General features: G+C 65.7%; 10 protein-coding genes and 1 pseudogene. 6 read left to right on the top strand and 5 right to left on the bottom strand.

Annotation, left to right across the window (positions count from 1 at the left end; genetic code table 11):
- Window positions 1-32 precede the first annotated feature (32 nt).
- From catC to ACLEJU_RS28110, 6 genes are all read left to right on the top strand, one after another.
- Window positions 33-323, top strand: a complete 291-nt coding sequence (gene catC / locus ACLEJU_RS28135) for a muconolactone Delta-isomerase (RefSeq protein ID WP_013973066.1) — start codon at window positions 33-35, stop codon at window positions 321-323.
- 51 nt (window positions 324-374) lie between these two features.
- A complete protein-coding gene (gene catA / locus ACLEJU_RS28130; protein ID WP_435425464.1) occupies window positions 375-1,310 on the top strand; it encodes a catechol 1,2-dioxygenase in 936 nt (311 codons plus the stop codon).
- Between the two features lie 244 nt (window positions 1,311-1,554).
- Window positions 1,555-2,913 (top strand): spinster family MFS transporter, encoded by a 1,359-nt coding sequence (locus ACLEJU_RS28125; RefSeq protein ID WP_435425465.1) that lies wholly within the window; start codon window positions 1,555-1,557, stop codon window positions 2,911-2,913.
- 1 nt (window position 2,914) lies between these two features.
- On the top strand, window positions 2,915-3,874 hold the full coding sequence (locus ACLEJU_RS28120) for an AraC family transcriptional regulator (RefSeq protein ID WP_435425466.1): 960 nt from the start codon (window positions 2,915-2,917) through the stop codon (window positions 3,872-3,874).
- A gap of 97 nt (window positions 3,875-3,971) precedes the next feature.
- Entirely contained in the window at window positions 3,972-5,072 is a 1,101-nt protein-coding gene (locus tag ACLEJU_RS28115) for an NAD/NADP octopine/nopaline dehydrogenase family protein (protein WP_435425467.1), read from the top strand.
- The gene (locus ACLEJU_RS28110; RefSeq protein ID WP_435425468.1) at window positions 5,069-6,085 is read left to right on the top strand and encodes a 3-hydroxybutyryl-CoA dehydrogenase; all 1,017 of its coding nucleotides are present in this window, start codon (window positions 5,069-5,071) and stop codon (window positions 6,083-6,085) included. Before ACLEJU_RS28115 ends, ACLEJU_RS28110 begins: the two co-directional genes overlap by 4 nt.
- Here ACLEJU_RS28110 and ACLEJU_RS28105 read toward each other — a convergent pair.
- The 5 genes and pseudogenes from ACLEJU_RS28105 to ACLEJU_RS28085 form a co-directional block, all read right to left on the bottom strand.
- Window positions 6,047-6,772 (bottom strand): methyl-accepting chemotaxis protein, encoded by a 726-nt coding sequence (locus ACLEJU_RS28105; protein WP_440776770.1) that lies wholly within the window; start codon window positions 6,770-6,772, stop codon window positions 6,047-6,049. The genes ACLEJU_RS28110 and ACLEJU_RS28105 overlap by 39 nt on opposite strands.
- Window positions 6,773-6,904: 132 nt before the next feature.
- Window positions 6,905-7,060: pseudogene (locus ACLEJU_RS28100) on the bottom strand (HAMP domain-containing protein); the annotation flags it as partial.
- Between the two features lie 1,406 nt (window positions 7,061-8,466).
- Window positions 8,467-9,765 (bottom strand): MFS transporter, encoded by a 1,299-nt coding sequence (locus tag ACLEJU_RS28095; RefSeq protein ID WP_435425469.1) that lies wholly within the window; start codon window positions 9,763-9,765, stop codon window positions 8,467-8,469.
- A 22-nt stretch (window positions 9,766-9,787) separates the two neighbouring features.
- A complete protein-coding gene (locus ACLEJU_RS28090; protein WP_435425470.1) occupies window positions 9,788-11,032 on the bottom strand; it encodes an OprD family outer membrane porin in 1,245 nt (414 codons plus the stop codon).
- A gap of 179 nt (window positions 11,033-11,211) precedes the next feature.
- A partial coding sequence (locus ACLEJU_RS28085) for an aromatic-ring-hydroxylating dioxygenase subunit beta (protein WP_440776769.1) occupies window positions 11,212-11,476 on the bottom strand: 265 nt, incomplete at its 5' end.

Below are 11,476 nucleotides of genomic sequence, written 5' to 3'. Positions count from 1 at the left end.
CGCGCAAGCATTCGGAAATAGGAGAAAACAACATGCTGTTCCACGTGAAGATGACCGTGAAACTGCCGGTCGACATGGACCCGGCCAAGGCCGCGCGACTGAAGGCCGACGAGAAGGAGCTGGCCCAGCGCCTGCAGCGCGAGGGCACCTGGCGCCACCTGTGGCGCATCGCCGGGCACTACGCCAACTACAGCGTGTTCGACGTGCCCAGCGTCGAGGCGCTGCACGACACGCTGATGCAGTTGCCGCTGTTCCCGTACATGGACATCGAGGTCGACGGCCTGTGCCGCCACCCATCGTCGATCCACAGTGACGACCGCTGATTCACCCTTGAACCACGACTACCTGACAAGAACAATTCGAGGTATGCAGAAATGACCGTGAAGATCTCCCACACCGCCGACATCCAGGCCTTCTTCGAACAAGTGGCCGGCCTGGGCCAGGCCGAAGGCAACCCGCGCTTCAAGCAGATCATCCTGCGCGTACTGCAGGACACCGCGCGCCTGATCGAAGACCTGGAGGTCAGCGAGGACGAGTTCTGGCATGCCGTCGCCTACCTCAACCGCCTCGGCGGGCGCAACGAGGCGGGCCTGCTGGCGGCAGGCCTGGGCATCGAGCACTTCCTCGACCTGCTGCAGGATGCCAAGGACGCCGAAGCCGGTTTGACCGGCGGCACCCCGCGCACCATCGAAGGCCCGCTGTACGTGGCTGGTGCACCGCTGTCCGAGGGTGAAGCGCGCATGGACGACGGCACCGACCCCGGTGTGGTGATGTTCCTCCAGGGCCAGGTGTTCGATACCGACGGCCAGCCGCTGGCCGGCGCCACCGTCGACCTGTGGCACGCCAATACCCAAGGCACCTACTCGTACTTCGATTCGACCCAGTCCGACTACAACCTGCGCCGGCGTATCGTCACCGATGCCGAAGGCCGCTACCGTGCCCGCTCCATCGTGCCGTCCGGTTATGGCTGCGACCCGCAGGGCCCGACCCAGGAATGCCTGAACCTGCTCGGCCGCCACGGCCAGCGCCCGGCACACGTGCACTTCTTCATCTCGGCGCCGGGCCACCGTCACCTGACCACGCAGATCAACTTCGCTGGCGACAAGTACCTGTGGGACGACTTCGCCTACGCCACCCGCGACGGCCTCATTGGCGACCTGCAGTTTGTCGACGATGCTGCCGCGGCCCGTGACCGCGGTGTGCAGGGCGAGCGCTTTGCGGAGCTCTCGTTCGACTTCCAGCTGCAGGCCGCCAAGGCGCCAGGAGCCGAGGAACGCAGCCACCGGCCACGGGCACTGCAAGATAGCTAAGCCCTGATTCAATCCTTGTGGGAGCGGGCATGTCGGGGCGCCGAACCGCCGCGAACACCGGCAAAGCCGGTGCCATGCAACGCGGTTTCTGCTTCGCGGGCATGTCCGCTCCCACAGACCTCCATTCCAATAACAATAAAGGTCCTTGGTCATGCGTAATCCCGCCCTGCGTGCGCTCGCCTGTTACTGACAGGTCACTGCCTTGTAATCCCTTTCCAGGCTGTCCCTTCAGGAATTCGCGAGCATGAATACCCTTACTCAAGAGCAACACCTCAAGCAGCACAACAAGCGCTATTTCTACGAATGGTACGTAGTCATCCTGTGCATGGTGGCCTACATCTTCTCGTTCGTTGATCGGCAGATCCTCGCCCTGATGATCGAGCCGATCAAAGCCGACCTGCAGCTGAGCGACACCCAGTTCAGCCTGCTGCATGGCCTGGCGTTCTCGCTGTTCTATGCCTTCATGGGCATGCCCATCGCCTACCTGGCCGACCGCTTCTCACGCCCGCGCATCATCGCCGTCGGGGTGATCTTCTGGAGCTTCGCCACCGCCGCCTGCGGCCTGAGCAAGAACTTCACGCAGATGTTCCTGGCGCGCATCGGCGTGGGTGTCGGCGAAGCGGCGCTGTCGCCGTCGGCCTACTCGATGTTCAGCGATATGTTCCCCAAGGAAAAGCTCGGCCGCGCCGTGGGCATCTACTCGATCGGCTCGTTCGTCGGCGGCGGCATTGCCTTCCTGGTCGGGGGCTATGTGATCACCTTGCTCAGGGACGCGCAGACCATCGAGGTGGCCTTGCTCGGCGCGATGAAGGCCTGGCAGCTGGCGTTCTTCATCGTCGGCCTGCCCGGGGTAATCGTCGGCCTGCTGGTCTGGCTGACCGTGCGCAACCCGCAGCGCAAGGGCGCGCAGCTGGATGCCGACGGTAATGTCCGTAAGGTCCGGCTCAGCGATGGCCTGCGTTTCATCGGCCGCCATCGGGCGACCTTCAGCTGCCATTACCTGGGCTTCTCGTTCTATGCCATGGCGCTGTTCTGCATGATGAGCTGGACCCCGGCGCTGTACATCCGCAAGTTCGGCATGAGCCCCGAGCAGGCCGGCTTCATGCTCGGCACCATCCTGCTACTGGCCAACACCACCGGCGTGGTGTTTGGCGGCTGGCTCACCGACCACCTGGCCAAGCGTGGGCGCAGTGATGCGGCCATGCGCACCGGGGTGATCGGCGCGGTGGGCATGATCGTGCCGGCGGTGCTGTATTCCCAGGTCGACCAGCTGTGGCTGTCGGTGACCTTGCTGGTGCCGGCGATGTTCTTCGCCTCGTTCCCGATGCCGGCCTCTACCGCCGCCATGCAGATTCTCTCGCCCAACCAGGTGCGTGCCCAGGTGTCGGCGGTGTTCCTGCTGATCAGCAACCTGCTAGGGCTGGGCCTGGGCACCACGCTGGTGGCATTGATCACCGACCGCTACTTCGGCGCCCCGGCCGCAGTCGGTTCGTCGATGTCGATCGTCAGCTTCGGTGCCTCGCTGCTGGCCATCGTGCTGCTGGCCAAGGGCTGCAAGTGCTTCCGTGACAGCATGCGCCGCGAACACCCCGCCGAGGCCTGAGATGCTGGCGGACATCCAGCTGCTGGAGCGCTTTCCGCTGTTTCATTCGCAGGATGTGGCAGAGATGCAGGTGCAGCTGGGCCGCTATCTCTGCCCGCATCGGCTGCGGGTGCTGGACGATGCTGCGCCGCAGTTGCAGGTTAGCGGCGTGGAGTTTGCCGGCGTGCGCCTGCTGCAGTTGCACTACGACGCGCCGGTGGAAGTCAGCCTCGAGGGCACCGGTGCGCAGTATCTGTTCCGCACCACCTTGCAAGGGCAGTGCGAAGTCAGCCACGGCCAGGCGCATGTGGCCGTGGCGGCGGGCGGGCTGAGCGTCAGTTCGCCATTCGCCAGCAGCCGTATCGTCACCGGCGGCGCTTGCCGCAATGCGGTGCTGAGCATGCCCCGCGAGGCGCTGGAGCTGCATCTGCAGCAGCTGCTGGGGCGCAGCCTGGGGCAGCCGCTGGCGTTCGATGTGCCGCTCGCCGCCGACCACCCGGGCGTGCATGCGCTGGGACTGACCCTGGATTACCTGTGCCGGCTGTTTGCCCTGCAACTTAGCCTGGCTCCCTTGCGCCAGGGCCTGGTGGATCACCTGGTGCAACTACTGCTGACCCAGCTGCCGCACAATTATTCCGCTGCGCTGCTGCAACCGGCAGGGGCCCCGTTACCCAGCCATGTGCGCCGGGCGCGCGAGCACATCGAGGCCAACCTCGACCAGCCGCTGGCGCTGGCGACCTTGTGCGCGCTCAGTGGCGTTTCGGTGCGCACGCTGCAGAACGGCTTTCGCCAGTTCCTCGGGCAGACGCCGGTCGAGTACATCCGCGACCGGCGCCTGCAGGCGGTGCACCAGGCGCTGCAGAAGGGCGAGGGCAGCGTGACCGAGGTACTGCTGCACTTCGGCATCAACAGCCCCGCGCATTTCACCCAGCAGTACCGGCTGCGCTTCGGTTGCCGCCCCTCCGACACACTCAAAGGCTGAAAGCTGCGCAATCGGTAGCTTGCCTGCGCGATCCGCAGCGCCGGGCAAACGCGTGATGGCTAGCATCGGCCTACCTTACACACGCGGAGTTCCACCCATGCAAATCACTGTTCTTGGCGGCGGCCACGGTTGCTATGCAGCGGCTGTCGAGATGGCCGAGCGCGGCCATGCCACCCGCCTGTGGCGCCGTGACGCTACGGCCCTGAAAACCCTGCAGGCGATTGGCAGCCTCACCGTGCGCGATTATCGCGGCACCCGCCAACTGGCCCTTGGCGACAACCTGCACTTGGTCAGCGACCTGGCCGAAGCGCTGCAGGGCGCGGATCTTGTGATCATCCCGTTGCCGTCGACCAGCCACGCGGCGCTGGCCACGGAAGTCGCGCCGTTGCTCAGCGCCGGCCAGGTGGTGTTCCTGCCTCCCGGCACCTTTGGCAGCTATGTGTTCGCCAAGGCCATGGGCGACTGCGGCAACCACGCCGAGGTGGCCTTTGCCGAAACCGGTACCTTGCCGTACCTGGTGCGCAAGCATGGCGCCGACCAGTTGGTAATCAGCGCCTACGCCACGCGCCTGCCGACCGGCGTGCTGCCCAGTCGTCTTTCGGCCCATGCCTTCAGCGTGCTGCGCGAGGCCTACCCCAGCGTCGAGCCGCTCGAAGATGCCCTGAGTGGTGCACTGATGAACGCCGGCCCGGTCATTCACCCGCCGCTGATCCTGATGAATGCAGGGCCCCTGGAGCACTTCGAGTCGTGGGACATCCACAATGAAGGCACCCAGCCGTCGATCCGCCGGGTAACCAATGTGCTGGATGCCGAACGCATGCGCGTGCGCGAGGCGCTGGGCTACCCGGCGCCGCACTTCCCCTTGGCCGACCACTACAACACCGACCAGGGCGATGAGTGGATGTACGGCCGCGGCGCCCATGGCAAGCTCACCGACAGCGGCGACTGGCGCGAGAAGATCGACCTGCAGCAGCACCGCTACATGCTCGAAGACACTCGCCTGGGCCTGTCGCTGCTGGTCTCGGTCGGGCGCTGGGTCGGCGTGCCGACCCCTGTCGCGCAGGGCTTGCTGGCCTTGGCCTCGGCAGTGACCGGGCGTGACTTGTATGGCGAAGGCCGCACCCTGGAGAACCTCGGCCTGGCGGGGCTCGACCGCGAGCAGATGGCGGCCTTGCTGCATGACGGTGTCGCGCCATGAGCGGGCCATTGCGGCATATCGCCGTGGTCGGTGCCGGGCGGATGGGCGAGGGCATCGCCCTGGCCTTCGCCCAGGCTGGCGTCCACGTCAGCCTGATCGACCTGAAGGCGCGGCAGGCGCAAGCCCAGGCCAGCTACTTCGAGGTGGTCAGGCGTAACCTTGGCGTCGAGGCGCAGAGCCTGGTTGACCTCCAACTGATCGATGCGCAGCAGGCCGAGCAGCTGCTGTCGCGGGTTCAACTGCTGACACGAGAGGAGGGCGGCCAGGCGTTGCAAAGTTGCCGGCTAGTGTTCGAGGCGGTGCCCGAAGTGCTCGAGGCCAAGCGCGAGGCGTTTGCCTGGATCGACCGGCAGGTGGCGGCGGACGCGATCATCGCCTCGACCACTTCGACCTTCCTGGTGACCGAGCTGGCCGCCATGGTCAGCGCGCCCGGGCGCATGGTAAACGCCCATTGGCTCAACCCTGCGCACCTGATGCCGCTGGTGGAAGTCTCGCGTAGCGCCGCAACCTGCGAAGCCGTGGTTGCCGAGCTGCTAGCCACCTTGCAAGCCATCGGCAAGGTGCCGGTGCTGTGCAGCGCCACCCCCGGCTTCATCGTGCCGCGCCTGCAGGCGCTGGTGATGAACGAGGCGGCGCGCATGGTCGAGGAGGGCGTCGCCAGCGCCGAGCAGATCGACCTGGCCGTACGAACCGGTTTTGGCCTGCGCTTCTCGGTACTGGGCCTGCTGGAGTTCATCGACTGGGGCGGTGGCGACATCCTGCACCACGCCTCAAGCTACCTCAGCCACCACCTGGGCCAGCGCTACCAGGCGCCAGCATCGGTGCTGGACAACATGGCCAGCGGGCGCAACGGCCTGCGCGATGGCGTGGGGTTCTACGACTACCGCGAAACCGACATCGACGCCTACCGCCATGGGCGCCTGGCGAACCTGGTGCAGCGCCTGCACCAGGCCGGGCTGGCGCCGCGCTTTGCCTCAGGCCTTGAAGCGCTCGATCAGCCCCTGCTGCTCTGACGCCAGGTCGTTCAGCTGCTGGCTGATCCCGGCCGAGCGCTCGCCCTGGCCGGACAGCGAGGCGGTGACATCGCGCACCGCCTCGACGTTGCGGTTCACCTCTTCGGCAACGCTGCTCTGCTGTTCGGCGGCGCAGGCGATCTGCACGTTCATGTCGGTGATCACGCTGACCGCCTGGCGAATCTGCGCCAGTGCCTGCAGGGCCTGGCGCGCCTGCTCGGCATTGGCCTGGGCCTGCTGGTAGCTGTGCTGCATGGCGCCGGTCACCTCATGGGTGCCGTTGCGCAGGTTGTCGATGATCGCGCCAATCTCTTCCACCGAGGCCTGGGTGCGCTGTGCCAGGCCGCGTACCTCGTCGGCGACCACGGCAAAGCCGCGACCGGCGTCACCGGCACGGGCCGCTTCGATCGCCGCATTCAATGCGAGCAGGTTGGTCTGCCGGGCAATCGACAGGATCACCTCCATCACCGCGCCAATCTGCTCGCTGCTCGCGGCCAGGGCCTGCAGGCGCTGCATCCCCTCACTCATGCCGCTAGCCAGGGCCTGGATGCCCTGGGTGGTGCTCTCGATCACCTGCACGCCGGCGCCAGTGGCCAAGTCGGCATGGCGCGCGGCCTCGGCGGCTTGCGCGGCGCTGTGGGCCGCAGCCTGGGCGGTGGCGGACATTTCGTGCAAGGCAGTGGCCATCTGCTCGATTTCGCGGAACTGCTGCTGCATGCCGGCGCTGGTCTGGCTGGCGATGCGCGCCGACTGGTCAGCGGTGTCGCGGGTATCACGCACACCGCCCTGGACCTGGGCGACCACCGGTTGCAGGCGCTCCAGGAAGCGGTCGAAGGCGCGGCTCAGGCGGCCCAGTTCATCCTTGCCGGGGTAGGCCAGGCGGCGGGTCAGATCACCTTCGCCCTCGGCAATGTCTTCGAGCAGGTAGGCGACCTGCAGCAGCGGGCGGCTGACGCTGCGCGCGGTCAGCCACATCATCGCCACCCCCAGCATGGCAATGCCCAGGCCCAGGCCGATCTGCAGGGCCAGGCTGTGCAGGCGCTGGGTGCGCATCTGTTCCTGCAACGCGGTCACTGGCGCGCCGAGCACGTCCTTGCCGACGCTGACCAGCACGGCCCACGGGCTGGCTTCTGGCAGGGGCTGGATCGGCACCAGCATGCGCATGTGCCCCGCATCCTCGAAGGCCTGTGTATGGCCTGCGGCTGCGGCGTCGAGCATGGCCGCGGTCTGCTCGGGGTGGCGTGCCTTGAACAGCGTACCGAGGCGCTCGGGGTGGCTGCTGTCACCGGCCAGCAGCCCGGCCGTGCTGACGATGGCGATATCGCCTTGGCCGTCGTACAGCGCCGTGGTGGCTTTCTCGGCGTCGCGCTGCAGGGTCGCCAGGTCGATGTCCAGGCCGATCACTGCTACCACACGGCCCTGGTCGATCAGCGGCAGGGTCAGACTGGTGACCAGCCGTGCGGTGCCACTGGAGCTGTCGACGTAGGGCTCGAGCAGGCAGGGTTTGGCGCTGGCCCGCGAGCAGCTGAAGAACGCATTGAACGGTGCGCCGCTGGGGCCGGGCGAGGTGTCGGCGAGCAGTTTCTCGTCGCCCGGTACGGCCTGCAGCTGGCCGGGGCCAGGTTGCAGCCAGTACAGGGCGAAGCGGCCTTGGTCGTTGCTGCCAAGGTCCAAGCGGCCGGGGAAGTCGGCGTCGTGGCCATCCAGGGCGTTGGGCTCGAAGGTGATGAACAGCCCCAGCAGTTCCGGGCGCCCGGCCAGGGCATCGCGCAGTACCTGGGTGAGGTCGCGGCGCAGCTCGGCCGGGGGCAAGCCTGCACGTTGGCGCAGGTGCATGACTTGGCGGCCGACGCCCTCGGCGAAGGTGTAGGCGCGATTGAAGCCCTGCTGGATCTGCAGCGCCTGGGCCTGGCCCTCGGCACGCAGGTTGCTGCGTGCGGCGGCCAGCAGCATGTCGCTGGCGCTGCTGCCGACCTGGTCCTCACTGCTCTGGCGCTGGTACAGGGCCAGTGCGGTGAGCAGTACGACGATGGCCGACAGGCACAGGCTGGCGAGCAGGGTGATCTTGTTGTGGATGCTCAAGGCGTTGGTCATGTTGTTGTTTTCCGCGACGCGAGTTGGGCTCGCGGCAGGCTACCGGGGCGTGGCGCAGGGCGGAATGGCTGGGGAGTGGATTGGCAGGCAGGGGCAAGAGGTTGGCACGGGTGGGCAATTATAGAAGTGTGTTGCCTGGGCTGGCCTCTTCGCGGGTGAACCCGCTCCCACAGGTATTGCGCAAGGCCCCTGTGGGAGCGGGTTTACCCGCGAAGAGGCCAGAGGCACAAAATGAAAAAGCCCGAACCCTCCCCGCACGGAAAGGCCCGGGCAAAACCGGAGCAAAACTAGGCTTTGGCCTGTGGCTTGATGCTGATCACCGCCAGGGTAGTAATCGCTCCCATCACCACCAGCATCACCGACACCGGCCAGGCATCCTTGTACAAACTGAACAACGCGGTCGCTGCCAACGGCGCCAATCCCCCGGAGAAGATCGAGGCAATCTCGTGCCCCATGGCCAACCCGGAATAACGCACCTTGGGCGGGAACAGCTCACCCATCAGCGCCGGCTGGGTGCCGATCATCGCGCCATGACAGAAGGCCATGCCCAGCAACGCCGCCAGGTACACCCACACCGGCGAGTGGGTATCGAGCATCCAGAAGAACGGAAAGGCCAGCACCATCAGCCCGACCGAGCCGATGGCATACACCACCCGCCGGCCGATGATGTCCGACAGCCAGCCCCAGAACACGATGGTGCCGGCCTCGACGATCATCGCCACCATCACGCTGGCCAGCACCAACTGCGTGTCCAGCCCGGTGAACTTGGCGTAGGCGATGGTGAAGGCCAGGAACAGGTAGGCGCTGCCGTTCTCGGCAATGCGGATGCCCATCGCCTGCAGCACCGCCTTGGGGTGCTTGCGCAACACTTCCATGGCCGGCATGTGCTCAGGCTTGTCCTGTTGCGCCTGTTCTTTGACGAATTCCTTGCTCTCCGGCAAGCGCCGGCGGATGTACACGCCGACGCCGAAGATCAGGATGCTGGCCAGGAACGGTACACGCCAGCCCCAGCTCATCATGGTTTCATGGGGCAGCATCTGCACCAGGTAGAAGGCGGCCGCCGACAGCACGAAGCCGCCCGACACGCCCAGTTGGCTCCAGGCCGCATAGAAACCGACGCGGTCCTTGGGGGCGTTCTCGCTGAGCAGCAGCACGCCGCCGCCCCATTCACCGCCCGAAGCCACACCCTGCAGCACACGCAGGATCACCAGGCACGCCGGGGCCAGGTAACCGGCCTGCTCGAAGGTGGGCAGCAGGCCCATGGCGAAGGTTGCCGCGCCCATGATTGCCAGGGTCATCACCAGGGCCTTCTTGCGCCCGGCCTTGTCGCCGATGTGGCCGAAGATCAGGCCGCCCAGCGGGCGGGCAAGAAAGCCCACGGCAAAGCCTGCGAACGAGGCCAGGGTGCCAAGCACCGGGTCGGTGCCGGCGGGGAAGAACAGCGGGGCGAAGATCAGCGCTGCGGCCGTGCCGTACAGGAAGAAGTCGTACCATTCCAGGGCGTTGCCCAGCACCGAGGCAATGACGATGCGGCGCATGGTGCGTGGGTCGGTATCACGGGTGATGCTGGTGTTGAGGTTAGTCATGCGCCATCTCCATGCGGGCCACTTACCAGAACTTCCAGGTGTAGGAAGTGATCAGGCGGTACTCGGTGTAGTCGTTGCCGTACTTCTGCTGGGTCCGCATGTTCTTCAGGTCGAACGACAGGTCCTTGAGCGGGCCGCTCTGGACCACGTAGCTGAGCATGATGTCGCGCTCGCTTTCCTGGTCGCGGGCAAGGCCGGGGCCGCGATCGACGTCGGTGCCCTTGATGTAGCGGGTGAACAGCTTGAGGCCGGGGATGCCCATGGCCACGAAGTTGTAGCCGTAGCGCACCGACCAGCTGCGCTCGTCAGGGCGGATGAAGGGGATGCTCGCCCAGTTCGGCAACCAAAGTTGCGGCACGTAGCCATTCAGGGTCGGGAACACCGTGTCGCCGGTCATGCGTTGGTAGCTGGCGCCGATCATGTGGCCGCTCTTTTCCAGGGTCACCAGGCCGAAATAGGCGCGGTTGTCCACCGGGCCGCTGCGCGCGGCACCGTCTTCGCGGTTGTTGAAGTAACCGACGTCGGTTTTCAGCTGGTAGCCGTCGGCAAACTTCAGGGTGTGCTTGATGCCGCCGTAGTCCTGCTTGTAGATGTCGTTGAGCACGCCATGGAAGTAGCTGCCCTGCAGGTCCGGGGTGAAGTTGTAGGTGGCACCGGCAAAGTCCAGGCCGTCGCTGTCCAGGCTGTCGTTGGTGCCATAACGGTACAGGCGTTCATGGTTGGACGACTCGCGGGTGACGATCGACCAGAAGCGCCCGCCGACCAGGGTCAGGTTGTCGATTTCGCGGGACTCGATCACTGCACCTTGGTAAATGGTGTCGAGCTGGCGGCTGGGGTCGTTGGAGGCGACTGGGTAGAACGGCTTCTGGTCGCCGATCTTCACCTGGGTCTTGGCGTACTTGAGTTTCAGTGTCGCGCCGCCACGGCTGTAGTCATCAGCGGCCTGCTGGCGGTGCTGGCTGAACGGCAGCGAGCCATCGTTGCCGGTGGAGTCCAGGCGAAGGGCATACTGGCCATTGAGATCAAGGCCGACAGCCAGCGGGGTATTGGTGTAGCCGGACTCGAACTGCAGGTCGAAGCCCTGCGACCAGTTGCCGACTTTGGACACCGGCGCGCTGGAGTTGGTGAAGTTACGGTTCAGGTAGAGGTTTCGGAAGTTCAGCGACAGGTGGCTGTCATCCACCACGTCGGCGAAGCTGCTCAGGGGTAACACGGTGCCCACACACAAGCACAACGTTTTCGCACGCAACGGCCATTTGAGTTCCATGGGGTAATCCTGGAAATGTGATCAGTACAAGGTCTGGGCAGTCGTTCAACCGGGCAGAGGCGCTCTGCAGGTCTGTGGCCCGCTTGCCTGTCACGTATTGTTTTTGTTGTTTTTAGATATCCAGCACCGGGCGCTTGCTTGCTACGCGCCCGGGAACAGCACAGGGTGAATGCATGACCTCAGAGGATGTAGCCGATGCCGGCGAGGGCATCGTCACTGTTGATCAGGCTGATCACCTTGCGGTGGATCTTGAAACCGCCTTCGGCGCGGACCAGGGTGTAGGTCAGGTCGGCGCTGTAGTGCTTGAGGCTTTCCTTGCGGAACTCACGGATGTTCTGCGCGGCGCGCACGGTGACGTTGACGCCATCGTCGCCAAGCACCCGCAAGCGCGAGATCGTGCGCACGGTGCGTGGTTGCGGGCTGGTGGAAATCGACTCGCCGCCA

The organism is Pseudomonas sp. SMN11 (genome assembly GCF_052041945.1).
Lineage (GTDB): Bacteria > Pseudomonadota > Gammaproteobacteria > Pseudomonadales > Pseudomonadaceae > Aquipseudomonas.
The sequence above is the reverse complement of the archived record's forward strand: the minus strand, read 5'-3'. Positions and strand labels throughout refer to the sequence as shown.

What these genes read in the sequence shown, in the direction of transcription:
- catC (WP_013973066.1), top strand. Translation starts at nt 33, where the DNA reads ATGCTGTTCCACGTGAAGATGACCGTGAAACTGCCGGTCGACATGGAC.
- catA (WP_435425464.1), top strand. Translation starts at nt 375, where the DNA reads ATGACCGTGAAGATCTCCCACACCGCCGACATCCAGGCCTTCTTCGAA.
- ACLEJU_RS28125 (WP_435425465.1), top strand. Translation starts at nt 1,555, where the DNA reads ATGAATACCCTTACTCAAGAGCAACACCTCAAGCAGCACAACAAGCGC.
- ACLEJU_RS28120 (WP_435425466.1), top strand. Translation starts at nt 2,915, where the DNA reads ATGCTGGCGGACATCCAGCTGCTGGAGCGCTTTCCGCTGTTTCATTCG.
- ACLEJU_RS28115 (WP_435425467.1), top strand. Translation starts at nt 3,972, where the DNA reads ATGCAAATCACTGTTCTTGGCGGCGGCCACGGTTGCTATGCAGCGGCT.
- ACLEJU_RS28110 (WP_435425468.1), top strand. Translation starts at nt 5,069, where the DNA reads ATGAGCGGGCCATTGCGGCATATCGCCGTGGTCGGTGCCGGGCGGATG.
- ACLEJU_RS28105 (WP_440776770.1), bottom strand. Translation starts at nt 6,772, where the DNA reads ATGGCCACTGCCTTGCACGAAATGTCCGCCACCGCCCAGGCTGCGGCC.
- ACLEJU_RS28095 (WP_435425469.1), bottom strand. Translation starts at nt 9,765, where the DNA reads ATGACTAACCTCAACACCAGCATCACCCGTGATACCGACCCACGCACC.
- ACLEJU_RS28090 (WP_435425470.1), bottom strand. Translation starts at nt 11,032, where the DNA reads ATGGAACTCAAATGGCCGTTGCGTGCGAAAACGTTGTGCTTGTGTGTG.